Origin of the sequence: Streptomyces roseolilacinus (assembly GCF_014649335.1) — a bacterium.
GTDB lineage: Bacteria > Actinomycetota > Actinomycetes > Streptomycetales > Streptomycetaceae > Streptomyces > Streptomyces roseolilacinus.
This window is the reverse complement of record NZ_BMSV01000020.1, coordinates 26842-43898: the sequence shown is the minus strand read 5'-3', so window position 1 is coordinate 43898 and position 17057 is coordinate 26842. Positions and strand designations below refer to the sequence as shown.

The following is a 17057-nucleotide window of genomic DNA, read 5'->3' as shown; positions in this document are numbered from 1 at the left end:
CTCGGCGGACACCCGCCCATCAGCCGCGTCAACAACGCTCCGGGTCAATACACCTAGGGCGGCGGCGTACTCGGCGCCGGCCCGAGCGGCGGTGCGGGCCTTCTTCGCTGCGGTGGACTGCTTCTTCGGTATGACGTCTCCCGACCGGGTGGTCCCACGCTCCTCCGGCCGCACGTCAGGGGCCAAGGTGAAATTCAAGTGTTACGCGAAGTGCTGCTTTTTCGCGGGCCCCGTGAGACCTTGGCCGACTGTGCCCCCTCGGGCGGCGTGGGCGCGTCGGGGGCGGCGGCGAGCGGGGTGTGCGTCCTGCCGGAGGACTATGGTAGCCGCTCGCCGTCTCCCGGCGGCCTGGTCCGCCGATTCCCCGCGTGCGGCCGCTTGGTGGTGGATGCTTGCCCGATGAAGCCGAGGATGACCTTCGAACAGCACGTCGAGATGGGCCAGGCACTCGCAGCGATGCGAGACGAGCTTCTGAGCCGCCACGTGGACCTCGCCAACGCCTACCCCCTGTCCGGGCGTGAGGCGCTGCCAGCGAAGAAGCTGGAGGCTGCGTACCGCGCCATAGACGAGGCTCGATCCGAGCTGGAGAACGCGCTGTTTCGGGAGCACCCCGAAGTGGCGCAGACGTCGGTGTACTACCCGGCCGCCGAGGACCGGGTCCGCAAGCCCGCGGGCCCTCGCGGGGCGTAGCGCCAGCGCCTGGTCGGTGTGCCCCTGGTTCCGGGGCTGAGGAGGACTCGGCTTACGGGCAGGGCTCAGCACAGGCGTCCGGGCGTTCGGGCGATGGTCACGGTGAGCAGGAGTGGGTGAGGAAGGCGGGAAGAGGATGGTGGAAGCACCGGCAGGTGGCGGACTGAGTGTCGTCGAGGTGCTGCGTACGCAGGGGGCCTTGCGGGAGCGCACGGTGGACGACCGCATGTACCAGGCGCGGTACGCCGTGGGGCTGCACCCCTTCCGGCTGCAACTGTTCACGGCGTCCGGCCGGCGGCCGGTGGCGGTGGCCACGCAGACGTACGGCGAGGGCGGCAGCCTGACCAACCTGGTGGAGCAGTACGTCGAGGACGTGTGGCGGACGCACTGCCCTGGCGAGGAGCGCCCGCCGGTCTGGGTGCAGCGCTTCGTCAATGACGCAGACGACGACCGGGCTGCCGGCGGTGAAGCCTGGGGCCTCGAGGACACCGGTTTCCAACTGGTCACCTTCCATGAGGACACCGCGTTCACGGTCCGCGCCTCGAGATGGCTGCCGATCAGCGACGCCGACCTGGCGCGTCTCGTCGGCCGGCCCGTCGACCGCGGCCGCGGCGCCGGCTACGTGCCGACGGCGCTTCCGGCACCCGTGGAACGGATCGAGTACCGGTTCGTCGCCGTCGACGATCTTCCCGAACCGCGCCCGTTCCGGGAGGCATGCATGCGGTCGCCGGAGAGCGCCCGTGACCGCGCCGGGCCGGCGGGGCGGAACCCTTTGGGCGGGCGGTGCTGCTGGTACCACCGGCAGGACTGGGCGGCGCTCAGCGAGCACGCGATCCGCCTGATCGAGCGGGCACGCGCCGACGGAATGCCCGACCACGACATCGCCGCGAACAGGGCGGCGCTCGCGGTCGCATACGGCGTGGAGACGAGACAGCGGCCGGCGCTGTACTCCTTGCTGGACCACGGCGACGGGATCACCGCGGCGCTCGGGCCGGCGGGCTGGTACACGAACGGGCAGCACCGGGTCCGGGCGATGAAGGACGCGGGAGTGGACCGGACGGTCGTGGTCGCCTACCTGCCGCTCGAGGACGATGCAGGCGCTGCTGGCGAGGGTTAGGGGGCGGCCGGGGCCGCGGAACGTTGCTGCTTCGCGCGCCGTTCGGCGGCCAGGGCCCGGCGTACGACCTACGGGCGCTCCTGGTGCGGGACCTTCGGGGAGACCGACGCGCCCTTCAAGGTACGCACGCCCGTACACGGGGCGCCGGGTGCGGCGCCGCAGCGCGGACAGGTGACCTTCAGCCAGTCCGCCGGCTTCACCGCCCGCGCGTTGAGGCTCTTGTACGGGCGCGCCGTCCCCCGCGGGCCTTGGGGAGGGTGGACGCGGGATCGGGCTTCGTCGGCACCTTCGGCTTCTCCTCCGGGCACGCGCCGGGGCGGTGGACCGGCTTGCCCCAGGTCCGCCCTTCAGCGCTGCGTGCGGGCTGGCCCTTGACGGGCTGCACGTGGGTAGGAAGCGTGCAGCCGTGGCCGCCCACATGCACGAGTTCGTCAGGCGTCGGCGAGAAGGGGGTCATACGCGGTGTTCCTGCGGCGGCCGGACATGAAGGAAAGGAAGTCGCCCACGAAGGCGCTGCGGCCGTAGGTGCCGTCCGTGGTGGTGAGGTCGCGGTGGAAGGCGGTGCGAAAGAGCGCCCGGTGTTCGTCCGCGTTGATGGTCCCGCTGCCGTCCTTGTCGGTGACGTCGAAAAGCACCTCGGCAACGCGGATGAGCGCGGGACCGGCGAGGGAGGGTACGGCGGCGGCGTACTCGGCGGCGCTGACACGGCCATCACCGTCCGTGTCGAGGGCGGCCTGGAGCTCGCGCCACCAGGCGGCGAAGGCGTCGTAGAGCCGGGTCTCCTCGGGTTCGTCCAGGTCAAGGCGGGTGGCCAGTTCGCGTGCCATGGCGGCGAGGTCAGGCCAGTCGAGGTGGCCGTCGCCGGTCTGGTCCAGCACCTGACGGAAGAACTCCTCCGCCGAGCGCCGGCCCTCTGCCGCCGCCGAGCTGGCCGGGACCGGGTCGGGGCCCGTGTCACCGCTCAGCGGTGTGAGGAGGCGGAGCAGGGCCGATGCCCGCTTCATGCGGGCGCGCAGCGCGGTCACGGTCCGGGCGCGGGGGTCATCGCTGTCGGGCGAGAGGGAGAGGGCCTCGATGATGCTTTCGGCATTGATCCAGCCCTCGGGCAGGAAACGGGTGAGCCCGGCGGCGAGGTAGGCACCCTGCATGAGGGTCGGGGCGCCGGGCATCTCGGCCAGGCCGGCCCTGCGTCGGTAGGGCTCGGGAAGAGAGGCGACGGTGATCGCGCCGAGGAGCGGACTGACGACGGCCCGGCCGGCCGCCCACAGCGTCGGCGCGCCGTCGAGCAGTGCCGGGGCAGGCAAGTGGTCGAAGAGCCGGTAGAGAATGATGCGGGCCGCCTCGGTGTTCTCCAGCTCGTCCTCGACGACCCGGTCGAAGTACCGCCAGAAGTCGTTCAGGTCCTCGGGGAGTTCCCCGGCGTCGCCCTCGAGCGCGGCGAGGAACGTGCGGTACTCGGCGTACATGCGCTCCATGGTGTCCTGGTCGAGCGGCTGACCGCTCAGGCGGCACATGGTGACGGCGCTCTCGTAGAGGGTGGCGACCACCCAGGCACGGGCCGCGCGGTCCATGGCGTCGTAGGCGCGGCCGCGGGTGTCGGAGCCGCTCATGCGGGCGTGCAGCCTGTTGAGCCGGGCGGCCTCCCGTTCACGTACGGCTGGATCGGCATTGAACATGCGCCGCATGCTGAGGAAGGTGTTGCGCAGCCGACGCCAGGGGTGGGCGACGAAGGTGGAGTTGTCGGCGAGGGCGGCGCCGATCTGCGGGTGGGCGGCCTCCAGCACGGTGGCACGGATCATGGCCAGCGCCCAGCGCGGGTCGTCGAAGAAGGCGCGGAACTGTGATTCCGGGCCGAACAAGGGCACCTTGTCGGCCGTTCCCGTGGTTCCGGTCGTCATGACGGGTCTCCGTTCGTCTGGGGCGGCACGCCGCCGAAGCGGCGGTCACGGCGCTGGTAGGTGTGCAGGCAGGTGAGGAAGTCAGAGGCCCGGAAGTCCGGCCAGAGCACCTCGGGGAAAACCCACTCGGCGTAGGCGACCTGCCACAGCATGAAGTTGGAGATGCGCTGCTCGCCGGAGGTTCGGATGACGAGGTCGACGTCGGGGGTGTCGGGAAACGGCAGGTGGTCCGCGAAGACCCGCTCGGTCACATCATCGGCGGGTGTCCCGTTGCGAATCAGCGACTTGGCGGCCTCGACGATGTCTCGGCGTCCGCCGTGGTCGAAGGCGACGGTGAGCGTCATCCCCTGGTTGTCGGCGGTCAGCGTCGCCAGATCGTCGAAGTCCTGGGCCAGCTCCCGGGGGATGCGCGGATCGGCGGCCCCGAGGAAGCGGCAGCGGATGCCGCGGGCGAGGAGCAGCGGTGCGTGCTTACGCACGACCCGGCGGACCAGGCGCATCAGGTAGTCGACCTCGGTGCCGGGACGGTTCCAGTTCTCGGTGGAGAAGGCGTACAGGCTGAGCCACTCGACTCCGGCCGCCCGGGCCGCCTCGATGATGTCGATGACGGTGGTTTCGGCAGCCCGATGGCCCGCCGTTCGGGGGAGCGCACGCCGCTGAGCCCAGCGGCCGTTGCCGTCCATCACGCAGGCTACGTGCCGCGGCACCGTACGCGCCGGCCCATCGTCCCGCCGCTGATCGTTGCCGTACTGTCGCCCACCCGTCCCGTCCCCCGTTGCCGTGCGTGCGCGATGGACGCCGTGGTCCGTCACACCCAGCCCCGTCTCGTCCGGAGCGGCACGGTCGGCCCTGCCCCGCTCGGTCACGCCCACCCCGTATCGCCCATACGCACACCCCACCGGGACGTTCCTTCCTAGGAGTCTGACGGCATGGAAGGGACCTGACCGGCCGAACGGGGGGGCGTCACCCTTGGCTCAGATGTCCGATTCCCTTCGGCCTCGGCAGCTGCCTCCGGATTCCCGTGCCTTCCGCCCGCACGGGACGCGCGGGGGCCGGGAAGCCGGCGGGTCCACTCGCCGGGGACGCGGCCGACGGGGCGGGCGCCGCGCACGACGCGCGGTGCGCCGGCCGGGTGACGCCGGTGTCCACCGGATGCCGGAATGCCCCGTGTGAGCGGGGGAGGGACGGGGCACCCCATCCTGCATGCGCATCGTGGTCACCGGGGCGACCGGGAACATCGGATCCGTCGTCGTGCAGCGCCTGCGTGCCGAAGGCGGGCACGACCTCGTGGGCATGGCCCGGCGGCTGCCCGGGGGCCCCGACGGCCGCGGCGTCGACTGGCGCCCCGTGGACCTCACCGCCGACACCTGCCACCGCGCGCTCGTCGAGGCGTTCACCGGCGCGGACGCGGTCGTCCATCTGGCGTGGGGCTTCCAGCCGTCCCACGACCTCGCCTACCTCGCCGAGCTCGGCGTCGGCGGCACCCGCCGCGTGCTCCGGGCCGTCACCGAGACCGGTGTCCCGCACCTGGTCCACATGTCCTCGGTCGGCGCCTACTCACCGAAGAGGGACGACCGCCCGGTCGACGAGTCCTGGCCCACCGGCGGCGTGCCCAGCTCGCGCTACAGCCGGCACAAGTCGGCCGCCGAGCGCCTCCTCGACCGGCACGAGGCCTCCGGCGCCGGCACGCTCGTCACCCGCCTGCGGCCGGGGATCGTCGGGCAGCGCGCCGCCGGCAGCGCCCTCCTCCGGTACGGCGTGCCCGCCCTCGTGCCGTCCAAGGCGCTCGACCTGCTGCCGGTCCTGCCGATGGACCGGAGACTGACCGTCCCGATGGTCCACACCGACGACGTCGCCGACGCCGTCGCCGCGGTGCTGCACCGGCGCGCGGGCGGCGCGTTCAACCTCGCCGCCGACCCGCCCGTCACCGCCGCGGTCCTCGCGGACGCGCTCGGCGCCAGGCTGGTGCACGTGCCCTCCGCGGTGGTCCGCGTCGCCATGTCGGCCGCCTGGCACGCGCGCCTGCAGCAGGTCGACACCGGATGGCTCGACATGGGCTTCGCGCTCCCGACGCTGGACACGACCCGCGCCCGCACGGAACTCGACTGGGCCCCGGCCAAGGACGGCCCGCAGGTGCTCGCCGAGGTGATCGAGGGCATGAGGGAGGCCGCGTCCGGCCGGACCCCCGTGCTGCGGCCGCGCACCGTCCTCGGCGCGCTCGGCGACGCGGTCCGGCGCGGGCCGGTCGCCGTGCGGCGGCGCCCGTGACCGCCGGCACGGCCCCGCCCCGCCCCGGGCCGCCGCGCGTGCTCGCGCTGCTCGCCGCCGCCCACGGCGGGCCGGCCCTGGCGGTCGGCGCCATCGCGGGCCTGCTCGCGCTCCGCGGCGACCTGGGCCGGCTCGACGCCGTCGTCGTCACCGCCGCGGTGCTCACCGGCCAGCTCACGATCGGCTGGGGCAACGACCTGCGCGACCTCCCGCGCGACCGCGCCGTCGGCCGTGCCGACAAGCCGCTGGTCACCGGGGCCGTCCCGGCCGGCTGGGTGGTGGGCGCCCTGGTCGCGGCCGGACTCGCCTGCCTCGCGCTGTCCGCGCTCGTCGGCTGGCGCGGCGCCCTGGTCAACGTCGTCCTCGGCGCCGGCGCGGGCCACCTCTACAACCTGGGCCTCAAGGCGACCTGGTGGTCGTGGGTGCCGTACGCCAGCGCCTTCGGGACGCTGCCCTCGGTCATCACCCTCGCCGGCCCCGCCCCGGCCTGGGCGCCGCTGTGGACGACCGGCGCCGGGGTCGCGCTCGGCGTCGGGGCGCACCTGCTCAACACGCTGCCCGACCTCGCCGACGACGAACGCACCGGCGTGCGCGGCCTGCCGCACCGGATCGGCGAGCACCCCTCGCGTGTCCTGGCCGTCGTGCTGCTGTCCGCGGCCTCGCTGCTGACCGTGCTCGGCCCCCCCGGGCCCCCTCCGGCCTGGGCGTGGGCGGCCCTCGCGCTGGTGGCGGTCCTCGCGGTGTCCACGGCGACCGCCGGCGGCCGGGCCCCCTTCCGGGCCGCGGTGGCCATCGCCCTCCTCGACGTCGTGCTGCTCGTGGCGGCCGGCTGATGGCACCGGCACCCGCCCACTGGGACCTCGCCGTGGTCGGCGCCGGACCGGCCGGTGCCGCCACCGCCCTGGGCGCGCTGCACGCCGACCCGGGCCTGCGCGTCGTCCTCCTGGACCGGGCGGACTTCCCGCGGGACAAGCCCTGCGGCGACGGGGTGGCCCCGCACGTCCTCGACCTCCTCGCCGGGGTCGGCGTCACCGGTACCGTCGACGACCGGGTCCCGGTCGACCGCCTCCGCCTCGGCCGCGGCGACCTGGCCGCCGAGCGCCGGACGGCCCGTCCGGCGTGGGTGGTGCCGCGCCGGATCCTCGACGCCCGACTGGTCGACGCGGCCGTCGCCGCCGGCGCCCGGCTCCTGCGCCACCGCGTCCGCGACCTGCGGCACCACCCCGGAGCGGTGGTCCTGGACGGGAAGGTCTCCGCCGCGGTCGTGGTCGGCGCCGACGGCGCCCACTCGGCCGTCCGGCGCGCGCTCGGCCGGCCCCGCGGCCCGATGGCCCTGGCGCTGCGCGGCTACGCCCCGGTCGCGCCCGGGCGGCGCGGCGCGCAGGTCATCGAGTTCGGCACCCGCCACCAGCCGTCGTACGCCTGGTCCTTCGACCGCGGCGACGGCCTGGCGAACGTCGGGTACGGCGAACTGCTCCACGCGGACCGCCCGGCGCCGACCCGCGCCCAGCTGTTCGAGCGCCTCGAAGCGCTCCTGCCCGGCGCCGCCGAGGGCGGGCGGCACTGGATCGGGCACCACCTGCCCCTCTCGACGGCGCACTGGCACCCCCCGGCCGGCCGCGTCCTGCTGGTGGGCGACGCGGCCGGCCTGGTGAACCCGCTGACCGGGGAGGGCATCCACCACGCCGTGGCCACCGGCATCGCGGCCGGGCGGGCCGCCGCGGCGGCCCTGCGCGAGGGACGGCCCGAGCGGGCGGGGCAGCGGTACGCCCGCGCCACCCGCAGGATCCTGCTGCCCCACCTGCGCCACACCGCCCTGGCCGCCCGACTCGCCGGCAGCGCGCGCCTCGTCGGGGCGGGGCTGCGGGCCTCCGCCGCCGACCAGCGCGTCTTCGACGACTTCGTCGAACTCGGCCTCGCCCGGGGCCGGCTCACCCCCGCCGTCGCGCTGGGCCTCGGCCGGGCGCTCCTCACACCTGTCCGTCCGCACGGCCGACCCCAGGAGTCGACATGACCATACGCGTCCTCAGCGCCCGCGGCGTCCTGCCCGAGCACCGCCACCGGCAGGAGGAGATCACCGCGTCCTTCACCACCACGCTGGTCGAGGGCGCGGTCCACCGCGGTGTCGTCGAGCGGTTCCACCGCAACGCGTGCGTCGAGAGCCGGCACACCGTGCTCCCGCTGGAGGAGTACGCCCGACTCGGGGACTTCGGCCGGTCGAACGACGTCTTCATCCGGGCCGGGGTCGAGCTGGGCGCCCGCGCGGTCGTCGACGCGCTCAAGGACGCCGGCCTCACCCCCGCCGACGTCGACTACATCGTGTCGTGCACGGTGACCGGCCTGGCTGTCCCCTCGCTGGAGGCCCGCGTCGCGGCGGAGATCGGACTGCGCCCCGACGTGGTGCGCCTGCCCCTCGTCGGCCTCGGCTGCGTCGCCGGCGCGGCCGGCGTCGCACGTCTGCGCGACCTGCTGCGCGGCCGCCCGGACGGGGTCGCGGTGCTGATGTCGGTCGAGCTGTGCTCGCTGACGCTCCAGCGCGAGGACACCTCGGTCGCCAACCTCGTGGCGAGCGGCCTGTTCGGGGACGGCGCGGCGGCAGTGGTCGCCGTCGGTTCCCGGCACCCGTTCGCGCGGTCCGACGACCCCGCCCACCCCGAGGTGCTCGCCTCGCGCAGCCGCCTCTACCCCGACTCGGAGCGCACGATGGGCTGGGACGTCGGCTCCGGCGGGTTCAAGATCGTGCTCGACTCCTCGGTCCCCGACGTGGTGCGCCGGTACGTCGGCGACGACGTCCGCGGCTTCCTCGCCGACCACGGGCTGACCGGCGACGACATCGGCTGGTACGTCGCGCACCCCGGCGGCCCGAAGGTCCTGGAGGCCCTGCAGGAGGCGCTCGGGATCGAGCGGGACGCCCTGGGGGTGACCTGGGACTCGCTGCGCCGCATCGGCAACCTGTCCTCCTCCTCGGTGTTGCACGTCCTGGCGGACACGCTCGCCACCCGCCCGCCCCGGCCGGGCTCCCACGGGCTGATGATTGCGATGGGCCCGGGCTTCTGCTCCGAGCTCGTGCTCCTGCGCGCCCCGGGGGAGGAGGGATGAGCGGGCAGGTCCTGTTCACCGCCCTGGTCCTGGCGGTCGGTCTGGAACGGGTCGCCGAACTGGTCGTGTCGCGCCGCAACACCGCCTGGAGCCTCGCGCGGGGCGGCGTGGAGGCGGGGCGGGGCCACTACCTGTTCATGGTGGTGCTGCACACGGGCCTGCTGGCCGGTGCGCTCGCGGAGGTGTGGATGCGCCGGCCGGACGCCGTGCCGGCCCTCGCCTGGAGCATGTCCGCCCTCGTCGTGGCCGCGCAGGCGTTGCGCTGGTGGTGCATCGCCACCCTGGGACGGCAGTGGAACACCCGGGTGATCGTCGTGCCCGGCGCCCCGCGCGTGACCGGCGGCCCCTACCGCCGGCTCCCGCACCCGAACTACGTCGCCGTCGCCGTCGAGGGGGTCGCGCTCCCGCTGGTGCACTCGGCCTGGATCACGGCGGTCGCCTTCACCGTGCTGAACGGGTTCCTGCTCGCCACCCGCATCCGCACCGAGGACGCCGCCCTGGCGCGGCTCGCCTGAGGGAGCCACATGGACCTGCTCGTCGTGGGCGGAGGGCCCGCGGGTCTCGCCACGGCCCTGCACGCGGCCCGGGCGGGACTCGACGTGGCCGTCTGGGAGCGGCACGCCGGGACCGTCGACAAGGCGTGCGGGGAAGGGCTGATGCCGGGTGCCGTCGCCGCCCTGGCCTCGCTCGGCGTGCACCCGCCGGGGCACGACCTGCGGGGCGTCCGGTACGTCGCCGGGCCGCGCCGGGTCGACGCCGACTTCCGGGCGGGCCCGGGCCGTGGGGTGCGCCGTACCGCGCTCCACGCGGCGCTGCGCGAGGCGGTGCTGGCCGCGGGCGTGCCGGTCGAGCGGCGCACCGTGCGCCGGGTCGAGCAGGACGAGGACGGCGTGGTGGCCGACGGCACCCGTGCCGGCCACCTCGTCGCGGCCGACGGCCTGCACTCGCCGGTCCGCCGGGCCCTGGGCCTGCACCGGCCGGGCCGCGCCCACCGGCGGCACGGGCTGCGGCGCCACTACGCGCTCGCCCCCTGGAGCGACCACGTCGAGGTGCACTGGGCCCGCGACGCGGAGGCCTACGTGACCCCGGTGGCCGACGACCTCGTGGGCGTGGCGGTGCTCACCGCGGGCCGCGGGGCGTACGACGACCACCTCGCCGCCTTCCCCGCGCTGCGGGAGCGGCTGGGCGGAGCCGCGGCCACCGGGCCGGCGCGCGGGGCGGGCCCGCTCCGCCAGCGTTCGAGCGCGCGCACCGCCGGCCGGGTGCTGCTCGTCGGCGACGCGGCCGGCTACGTCGACGCGCTGACCGGTGAGGGCATCGCGCTGGCGCTCGCGCAGGCGCCGGCGGCGGTGCGGGCGGTGGTCGGCGGCGACCCGGCGGCCTACGAACGGGAGTGGCGGCGCATCACCCGACGCTACCGCTGGCTGACCCACGCGCTGCTCGGCGCGACGAGGGTGCCCCCGGTCCGCGCGGCGCTGGTGCCCGCGGCGCAGCGGCTGCCGTGGCTGTTCTCCGCGACCGTCGACGCGCTGGCGCGCCCGGCGGGTACGTGATCCGGCGGTCCCGGGACACCACCGCCACGACCGTCGGCGAGGAACCCGCCGGCCCCGGCCGGCCGCGAACCCGACCCGTCGCCGTGCTGGCCGACCGCGCCTACTCATCCCGCGCCATCCGGGCTCATCTGCGGCACCGAGGAATCCAGGCGGTCATCCTGCAACCGTCCGACCAGATCGGCCACCGCCTGCGGCGGGGCCGCCGAGGCGGCCGCCCACCAAGCTTCGACCGTGAAGCCTGCAAACGGCGCAACGCCGTCGAGCGGTGTATCAACCGCCTCAAGCAATGGCGTGGCCTGGCCACACGAACCGACAAACTCGCCATCACCTACCAGGCCGCACTCCACTTCGCTGGCATCCTCATCTGGATCCGACGCTGACCAAAGAGACAGAACCTAGTAGTGCTTCGTTACGTTGGGTGATCCACCCTGGTGGTGGGCATCGTCCTGGTATGAGGTTGGGGGAGGTGGAACGACTCCGGGGTGATTTGGCGGAGTTCGTTGCCGATGTGTTCGCCTCGGTGCCGCGGCGGGATCAGCGGCGGTGGGGTGCGTGTTGTCTGCGGGGTCTGATGCTGGACGGGCGGCGGAAGTCGATCCAGCCGATGGCCGAGCGGCTGCCGGACGGGAACATGCAGGCCCTGCAGCAGTTCGTGAACCAGTCGCCGTGGGATCCGCTGCCGGGGCGGCGGATCGCCGAGCGGCTGACCGAGGTGATCACACCTGAGGTGTGGGTGGTGGACGACGTGTCGTTTCCCAAGTGCGGCACCACGTCGGTGGGGGGCGCCAGTACTGCGGCGCGATCGGCAAGCGGGCGAACTGCCAGGTCGCGGTCAGCGTCCATGCCGCCACCGACACCGCCTCGTGCCCGTTGGACTGGCAGTCGTATCTGCCGGGCGAGTGGACGGATGCACCGGAGCGGTGCCGCAGGGCAGGAGTGCCGGATCACGTGGTGCACCAGGAGAAGTGGCGCCTGGCGCTCGGCCTGCTCGACACGCTCGGCGAGTGGCGGTTGAAGGCGCCGGTGGTGGTCGCCGATGCCGGCTACGGCGTCAGCACCCCCTTCCGGCTCGGTCTTCAACAGCGCGGTCTGTCCTATGTGCTGGCGCTGACCGGGAAGGAAGTCGCCCACCCGGAGAACGCCGAACCGCACCAGCCCGCTTGCGGCGGGCTCGGCCCACCGACGCTGCCCCGGTATCGCACTCCACCGCGAGCCGTCTCGGTCTTCGCAGCCGAGGCCGGTGCCGGCCGGTTCACCGAGGTGACCTGGCGCCAGGGCAGTAAAGGCGCGATGACCTCACGGTTCGCGGTCCTGACCGTCCGGCCTGCGGACAAGCAGTCCCTGGCCGCGGCTCAGGAGGCGGGCGGCGGCCGCAACCGGTGGGACGGCGTCCTACCCACCCAGACGCTCCTGGCCGAATGGCCGGACGGCCAGAACACCCCGACCGGCTACTGGATATCGAACCTACCCGCCACCACCCCGGTCGCCGACCTGGTGCGGTGGGCGAAGATGCGCCGGCGGATCGAGCACGACTACCGCGAACTCAAGCACGGACTTGGCCTGGACCACTTCGAGGGCCGCACCTGGCACCACCACGTCACCCTCGTCACCGCCGCCCAGCCTTCCTCACCCTCCGGCGGCTCGACCCAAAAGTCCGCACACCGGCCTGACCCTCTACCAGGTCCTCGACCTCCTCCAGGACCTGCTGAGGTGCTGGACCGGCACCTGCACCACCTGCGGACGCCCCCTGCCCATCCAGCGGACGCGCCGCAGACAGCCCAGAACATAACGAAGCACTACTAGGACGTTTCTTTCGGATCATCTTGCCGACCAGAGGAAGAGGGCGGCGATGTGGAGTCCGGCGAGGTAAATGGTGGCGGTCTTGTCGTAGCGGGTGGCCAGGCCGCACCACTCCGACGATGCCCGGCACTCTCGCGCGACCGGCTACGACGTCGAGCTGGACCTGGTGGGCCGCAGCGTGGGTGCGGCATAGTGAAGTTTCATGTGGACGGGTTCAGGAGGGCTGGTTCCTCTCCTCTTCGTGGTGGGGGCTCTTCTTGGTGCCGCGACCGGAGAGCCCATTGCCGCCTTCTTCGGCGGCTGCCTGGCCGGGGTGGCGCTGTGGCGCATCGGTGAACGCGACAGGGAGCACGAGGATTGGTGGAAGAACACCTTTTTCTTCATCCCGACCCAATATTGGGGAATTGCTGGTTTCGTCTTGTGCGCTGCGATGGTCATCAACCTCGCCCTTGATCCTTCTTACGGTTCTTGAGTCGGCGACCCCTCTGGAATCGGCACCGCTACTGATTTTTTCGTAAGCTCGGTGGGTGTGGTGGGTGGATGGTCAGGCCGGTATGGGCGAGGAATGACCATGGCAGTCGGGGGTTGGTGTTGATGCGGTCGATGCCTTGCTTGGTGATGTCGGCGACAACGGCGAGGTGGGTGCCGGCGAGGTTGGCGAACTCGCGTTTCTTGAGTGAGGACCACGGCAGTTCCACCGGGTTCGGCTCGGGTGCGTAGGCGGGTAATCGCTTGGGGACGGGCCAGTCCTGTTCGGCGGCTCAGGCCCGCATCCCGCGGCTCCAGTGGGCGGACAGACCGTCCCAGCCAGGACCACTCGCTCGCTGCGGTGGAACACCTTCATCCGCTCCGGGACCTCGATGAGTCCGGCGGTGTCGTGGCTGCGGGGCTTGAGGTGGAAGCACGGGCGGGCTCCGCGATCGAGGTCGGTGGAGTGGTAGCCGAGGGCCCCGGCCGTCGACGCATGCTTCCAGTCCGGGCGGTGCCGCAGGAGCGGAGTTTGCCCTCAGGACGAGTAGGTACGGCGGATCCGAGGGAGCAGAAAGACGTCTGATTCGTCGAGGAAGACGATCCAGGCACGTGTGTTCACGGCCCCTTTTTGATGCGCGGCCACTCGTGCGCGATCCAGCGGGCGATCTTCGACTCGTCCCGTTCGACCGCCTGCCACTCGGGACGTTGCAGGCTCCATCCGAGCCGGCCGGTCAGCAGCCGCCACACCGACGCCCTCGACAACACCACCCCCATTGTCCGGGTGACGACCGCGCCGACTCGTTTCAGGGGCCGCAGATCGGCCTCGAAGCCATGGGTCTGGGCACCTTGCTCCAGCGCGGCCCGGACCATGTCGACCAGGGTGTCGTCCGGCTTGGGCGGGCGTCCGGCGGCTGCCCGTCGCCGCAGGGCCGAAGCGCCGCCTTGCTCCCACACCCGCCGCCAACGCCGCACGCTCTCGGCACACACCCCCACCACCCTCGCGATCTCCGCATTCGAGACGCCGTCCTCGAACGACTCGACTGCCCGAACACGACGCGCCTCCGCCAACTGCGGCCGCGACAAAGGAGGAAGGGAGAAGCCGGCAACCGAAAGGGAAGGTTGATAAGCCACGCCGACAGCCTCCCACCCACACACCCACCACACCCACCGAACTTACGAAAAGATCATTACTGATCTTTTCGTTAGTTCTGTGGGGTTGGTGGGTGGATGGTGAGGCCGGTGCGGGCGAGGAAGGACCATGGCAGTCGGGGGTTGGTGTTGATCCGGTGGATGCCCTGTTCAGCGGCGTCGGCGACATCGGCGAGGTGGTCGCCGGCGAGGTTGGCGAGTTCGCGTTTCTTGAGCGAGGACCACAGCAGTTCCACCGGGTTGAGCTCAGGTGCGTAAGCCGGTAATCGCTCCAGGGTGAGCCAGTCCTGCTCGGCGACCCAGGCCCGCATCGCCCGGCTCCAGTGAGCCGACAGCCCGTCCCAGACCAGCACCACCCGCTCACCGCGGTAGAACACCTTCATCTGCTCCAGGACCTCGATGAGGGCTGGGGTGTCGTAGCTGCCGGGCTTGAGGTGGAAGCACAGGCGAGGACCTCGCTCGGGATCGGCGGCGTGATACCCCAGGACCGCGGCCATCGAGGCGCGTTTCCAGTTCAGCCGGTGCCGCAGGAGAGGCGTGCGGCCGCGGGGCGCGTAAGTGCGGCGGACCTGCGGCAGCAGCGAGACCCCCGACTCGTCGAGGAAGACGATCCAGGCACGTGTGTTCACCGCCCCTTTTTGATCCGCGGCCACTCATGAGCGATCCAGCGGGCGATCTCGGACTCGTCGCGTTCGACCGCCCGCCGCTCGGGCCGCTGCAGACTCCATCCGAGCCGGCCTGTCAGCAGCCGCCACACCGAGGCCCTCGACAACGTCACCCCTGTCACCCGCTCGACCACCAGACCGACTCGTTCCAGGGTCCACAGGTCGGCCTCGAACCCGTACCTCTGGGCACCTTGCTCCAGCGCGGTCCGCACCCGCTCGACCTGGGCGTCGTCCAGCTTAGGCGGGCGCCCGGTGGCCGGGCGCCGGCGCAAAGCATCGGCGCCGCCTTCCTCCCAGACACGTTTCCACCGCCGCACGCTCTCGTCACTGACCCCCAGCATCCGCGCGATCTCAGCACCCGAGCATCCCTGATCGAACAACTCGGCCGCCCGCGCACGCCGGGCCTCGGACAACTGCGGCCGTGTCAAAGGAGGAACAACAGGCGAAGGCTTGAAGGACACACCATCAGGATTCCACCAACGGCGTCATCGCACCCACAGAACTAACGAAAAGATCAGTAGTGGTGCAGGAGCCGCCAAACGCCTCCTGCGATCAGCACAAAGGAAACCAGCACGACGGCTGGCCTGAGGAACTCGCCACGTCGCCATACCGGCGCCTTGGTCCCCGTTCCCATTCTCGGCGCGGGGGCCGGCGGCGCGGAGTAGACCGGGCCCGGGGGCGGGGGCGGGGCGAATACCTGTTGGATGACGGGGGGCTCCGGTTCTCCCCACGAACCCAGGGTTTCCGGGCTGCCTGTGCCCTGTCGGGCGCGTCGCAGGTAACCGCGGCCTTCTAGGCGCCAGCGGATCCCGGCAACGTCTGTGAAGTCGACAGTGATGTGCTGTAGGTAGCCGTACGCGTCTGACTCCGTGGGATCCAATTCGAAGGCGTCCTCACCGGTACCGAGGAGGGGCAACTCGCCGACCACCTCGTCGCGGAAGGATACGCGCACGTCCCGGACCGGCTGGTTGGACCGGTTCTGGATCACGGCCTTTGGGATGATGTGACCCAGAGGGGACAGGAGCCGCGTGACATTCACGTTGATCATGGATGCCTGATGCCGTTCCCGCTGTCGCTCGGCGCTCTGTTCGCGCTCGCGTAGCCGCTGCTCCTGCTCCCGCTCACGTTGGAACCTCTGCAGTTCCCCCTCGCGGAGTGCCGCCTCCTGTCTGTCCTGCCGAACCTTCTGCCGGTGAGCTGCATAACTCAGCGTCAGGCCTGCCAGGCCGATGAGCAGGCTGAACACGGCAACGAGATTTTGCACCATGCCCGGATTCTGGTCGGCGTACCCGGTCACGTCGTTGCGCAACCCCGGCCGGACGGTCAGGGAGCCTCGCAAGTCACCCTGCACGCCGTTAGGTCATTTCCTTCGGATCATCTGATCGTTGGTTGATGTGTGTCGTTGACTGATGCCCAGTAGGCGAGGATCGAGCCGTTGTTGCCGGACCGGACTCCGAAGTGGGGAGGGTGGTGGCGTGATCACCGGCAGGTGATCGACGCGATCGCCTTCAAGTACCACATCGGGACGCCGTGGATGGACCTGTCCGAGCACTTCGGCTCGTGGAAGGGCGTCCACAACCGGCTGCGGAAGTGGGCGGCTGACGGCACCTGGGAGAAGGTCTTCACCGCGCTGCTCGCCCGGGCCGACGCCGAAGGCGACCTCGACTGGGTCGTCTTGGTGAACTCCACGATGGTCCGGGTCCATCAGCACGCCGCCGGGGCCCGTCAAAAGGGGCCTCGGCCGGCGAGCCGGACCACCATGCCCTCGGGCGGTCCCGCGGCGGACTGACCACCAAGACATCTCATGTCGCTGGAGGTCAACTCGATGGGTGGCGGCGTCACGTCCAGACCCAGCGGTCGGGGGTAATGGGCCTGGCATGTCGGAGCCACCCGATAACATCGCCGCGCGTCATGAGGTGGGACTCGGAGGGGGCCGAACATGCAGGTCGCTGGCGTTGACTTGCGGGTGAATCACCCGGTTCTGGCGCTGGAGTCGACCGACTGGCTGCCGGGGTTGCCTCTGGAGGGCGAGGCCGCGGTTGGGTGTGACACCCATGTGGTGGTCCGGGTTCAGGCTCAGGTTCGGCTCGTCAAGGTCCGGCTCTTCACCGAGCTGCTCGACGAGGGGCTGGGGCCGGATCCTTCCTTCACGACTGTCTTCGAGGGGCCGATCTCGTTGGCTGACGGACGGCTGGTCATCGGTGATGTCATGGGTGTGACGCGCTTCGTGAGCCTCATTGGTGAAGGAGGCAGGTGGCTGATCCGTGTCGCTGTTGACGAGCCCGGCTGGAACGCGGCCGCAATCGACATCTCCGTGGGCCCGCGGCTCTAGTACCGCCTCAGGCAA

19 protein-coding genes and 2 pseudogenes are annotated in these 17057 nt (G+C 72.1%); 13 read left to right on the top strand and 8 right to left on the bottom strand.

From position 1 onward, the window contains the following. Positions 1 to 411: 411 nt before the first annotated feature. Together IE106_RS29380 and IE106_RS29375 are read left to right on the top strand one after the other, a co-directional pair. Positions 412 to 690: a hypothetical protein gene (locus IE106_RS29380; protein ID WP_189538279.1), complete on the top strand. Its 279-nt coding sequence runs from the start codon at positions 412 to 414 to the stop codon at positions 688 to 690. 136 nt (positions 691 to 826) lie between these two features. Then, entirely contained in the window at positions 827 to 1807 is a 981-nt protein-coding gene (locus tag IE106_RS29375) for a hypothetical protein (RefSeq protein WP_189538278.1), read from the top strand. A gap of 68 nt (positions 1808 to 1875) precedes the next feature. On the opposite strand, the gene IE106_RS31095 is transcribed toward IE106_RS29375, so the two are convergent. The 3 genes from IE106_RS31095 to uppS all read right to left on the bottom strand — a co-directional run bounded on the left by IE106_RS31095 (position 1876) and on the right by uppS (position 4412). Continuing rightward, entirely contained in the window at positions 1876 to 2007 is a 132-nt protein-coding gene (locus IE106_RS31095) for a zinc finger domain-containing protein (protein WP_444545535.1), read from the bottom strand. A 231-nt stretch (positions 2008 to 2238) separates the two neighbouring features. Further along, a complete protein-coding gene (locus IE106_RS29370; RefSeq protein WP_189538277.1) occupies positions 2239 to 3705 on the bottom strand; it encodes an oxygenase MpaB family protein in 1467 nt (488 codons plus the stop codon). Beyond that, positions 3702 to 4412, bottom strand: coding sequence for a polyprenyl diphosphate synthase (gene uppS / locus IE106_RS29365; protein WP_268255346.1), 711 nt, complete (start codon positions 4410 to 4412; stop codon positions 3702 to 3704). Before uppS ends, IE106_RS29370 begins: the two co-directional genes overlap by 4 nt. Before the next feature lie 496 nt (positions 4413 to 4908). Between uppS and IE106_RS29360 the strand changes: the two genes are divergently transcribed. The 9 genes and pseudogenes from IE106_RS29360 to IE106_RS29320 all read left to right on the top strand — a co-directional run bounded on the left by IE106_RS29360 (position 4909) and on the right by IE106_RS29320 (position 12897). Beyond that, positions 4909 to 5973 (top strand): NAD-dependent epimerase/dehydratase family protein, encoded by a 1065-nt coding sequence (locus tag IE106_RS29360; protein ID WP_189538275.1) that lies wholly within the window; start codon positions 4909 to 4911, stop codon positions 5971 to 5973. After that, positions 5970 to 6806: a UbiA family prenyltransferase gene (locus tag IE106_RS29355; protein ID WP_229840910.1), complete on the top strand. Its 837-nt coding sequence runs from the start codon at positions 5970 to 5972 to the stop codon at positions 6804 to 6806. The genes IE106_RS29360 and IE106_RS29355 overlap by 4 nt, the downstream gene beginning before the upstream one ends. Next, a complete protein-coding gene (locus IE106_RS29350) occupies positions 6806 to 7987 on the top strand; it encodes an NAD(P)/FAD-dependent oxidoreductase (RefSeq protein ID WP_189538274.1) in 1182 nt (393 codons plus the stop codon). The genes IE106_RS29355 and IE106_RS29350 overlap by 1 nt, the downstream gene beginning before the upstream one ends. Then, on the top strand, positions 7984 to 9072 hold the full coding sequence (locus IE106_RS29345) for a type III polyketide synthase (RefSeq protein WP_189538273.1): 1089 nt from the start codon (positions 7984 to 7986) through the stop codon (positions 9070 to 9072). Before IE106_RS29350 ends, IE106_RS29345 begins: the two co-directional genes overlap by 4 nt. Then, the gene (locus IE106_RS29340) at positions 9069 to 9587 is read left to right on the top strand and encodes an isoprenylcysteine carboxyl methyltransferase family protein (protein ID WP_189538272.1); all 519 of its coding nucleotides are present in this window, start codon (positions 9069 to 9071) and stop codon (positions 9585 to 9587) included. Before IE106_RS29345 ends, IE106_RS29340 begins: the two co-directional genes overlap by 4 nt. 9 nt (positions 9588 to 9596) lie before the next feature. Beyond that, on the top strand, positions 9597 to 10625 hold the full coding sequence (locus tag IE106_RS29335) for an NAD(P)/FAD-dependent oxidoreductase (protein ID WP_189538271.1): 1029 nt from the start codon (positions 9597 to 9599) through the stop codon (positions 10623 to 10625). A 44-nt stretch (positions 10626 to 10669) separates the two neighbouring features. Beyond that, positions 10670 to 11005: pseudogene (locus tag IE106_RS29330) on the top strand (transposase); the annotation flags it as partial. A gap of 71 nt (positions 11006 to 11076) precedes the next feature. Continuing rightward, positions 11077 to 12295 (top strand): annotated as a pseudogene (locus IE106_RS29325) (IS701 family transposase). A 332-nt stretch (positions 12296 to 12627) separates the two neighbouring features. Beyond that, the gene (locus IE106_RS29320; RefSeq protein WP_189538270.1) at positions 12628 to 12897 is read left to right on the top strand and encodes a hypothetical protein; all 270 of its coding nucleotides are present in this window, start codon (positions 12628 to 12630) and stop codon (positions 12895 to 12897) included. A 28-nt stretch (positions 12898 to 12925) separates the two neighbouring features. On the opposite strand, the gene IE106_RS30585 is transcribed toward IE106_RS29320, so the two are convergent. From IE106_RS30585 to IE106_RS29295, 5 genes are all read right to left on the bottom strand, one after another. Further along, the gene (locus tag IE106_RS30585; RefSeq protein WP_229840909.1) at positions 12926 to 13123 is read right to left on the bottom strand and encodes a transposase; all 198 of its coding nucleotides are present in this window, start codon (positions 13121 to 13123) and stop codon (positions 12926 to 12928) included. 388 nt (positions 13124 to 13511) lie between these two features. After that, a complete protein-coding gene (locus IE106_RS29310) occupies positions 13512 to 14027 on the bottom strand; it encodes a winged helix-turn-helix domain-containing protein (RefSeq protein WP_189538269.1) in 516 nt (171 codons plus the stop codon). Between the two features lie 71 nt (positions 14028 to 14098). Beyond that, positions 14099 to 14674, bottom strand: a complete 576-nt coding sequence (locus tag IE106_RS29305; protein ID WP_189538268.1) for a transposase — start codon at positions 14672 to 14674, stop codon at positions 14099 to 14101. Then, positions 14671 to 15171, bottom strand: coding sequence for an IS630 family transposase (locus tag IE106_RS29300; protein ID WP_189538267.1), 501 nt, complete (start codon positions 15169 to 15171; stop codon positions 14671 to 14673). The genes IE106_RS29305 and IE106_RS29300 overlap by 4 nt, the downstream gene beginning before the upstream one ends. A 53-nt stretch (positions 15172 to 15224) precedes the next feature. After that, a complete protein-coding gene (locus IE106_RS29295) occupies positions 15225 to 16061 on the bottom strand; it encodes a PilN family protein (RefSeq protein ID WP_189538266.1) in 837 nt (278 codons plus the stop codon). A 75-nt stretch (positions 16062 to 16136) separates the two neighbouring features. Here IE106_RS29295 and IE106_RS29290 point away from each other — a divergent pair, with 75 nt between their 5' ends. After that, on the top strand, positions 16137 to 16499 hold the full coding sequence (locus IE106_RS29290) for a transposase (RefSeq protein WP_308427913.1): 363 nt from the start codon (positions 16137 to 16139) through the stop codon (positions 16497 to 16499). Positions 16500 to 16649: 150 nt separating this feature from the next. Further along, on the top strand, positions 16650 to 17042 hold the full coding sequence (locus IE106_RS29285) for a hypothetical protein (RefSeq protein ID WP_189538264.1): 393 nt from the start codon (positions 16650 to 16652) through the stop codon (positions 17040 to 17042). The last annotated feature ends 15 nt before the right edge of the window (positions 17043 to 17057 follow it).

Excerpts from the sequence above, each read along its gene's own strand:
- IE106_RS29285 (WP_189538264.1), top strand. The coding sequence starts at position 16,650 with ATGCAGGTCGCTGGCGTTGACTTGCGGGTGAATCACCCGGTTCTGGCG.
- IE106_RS29370 (WP_189538277.1), bottom strand. The coding sequence starts at position 3,705 with ATGACGACCGGAACCACGGGAACGGCCGACAAGGTGCCCTTGTTCGGC.
- IE106_RS29340 (WP_189538272.1), top strand. The coding sequence starts at position 9,069 with ATGAGCGGGCAGGTCCTGTTCACCGCCCTGGTCCTGGCGGTCGGTCTG.
- IE106_RS29320 (WP_189538270.1), top strand. The coding sequence starts at position 12,628 with ATGTGGACGGGTTCAGGAGGGCTGGTTCCTCTCCTCTTCGTGGTGGGG.
- IE106_RS29360 (WP_189538275.1), top strand. The coding sequence starts at position 4,909 with ATGCGCATCGTGGTCACCGGGGCGACCGGGAACATCGGATCCGTCGTC.
- IE106_RS29345 (WP_189538273.1), top strand. The coding sequence starts at position 7,984 with ATGACCATACGCGTCCTCAGCGCCCGCGGCGTCCTGCCCGAGCACCGC.
- IE106_RS29350 (WP_189538274.1), top strand. The coding sequence starts at position 6,806 with ATGGCACCGGCACCCGCCCACTGGGACCTCGCCGTGGTCGGCGCCGGA.
- IE106_RS29380 (WP_189538279.1), top strand. The coding sequence starts at position 412 with ATGACCTTCGAACAGCACGTCGAGATGGGCCAGGCACTCGCAGCGATG.
- IE106_RS29335 (WP_189538271.1), top strand. The coding sequence starts at position 9,597 with ATGGACCTGCTCGTCGTGGGCGGAGGGCCCGCGGGTCTCGCCACGGCC.
- IE106_RS29375 (WP_189538278.1), top strand. The coding sequence starts at position 827 with ATGGTGGAAGCACCGGCAGGTGGCGGACTGAGTGTCGTCGAGGTGCTG.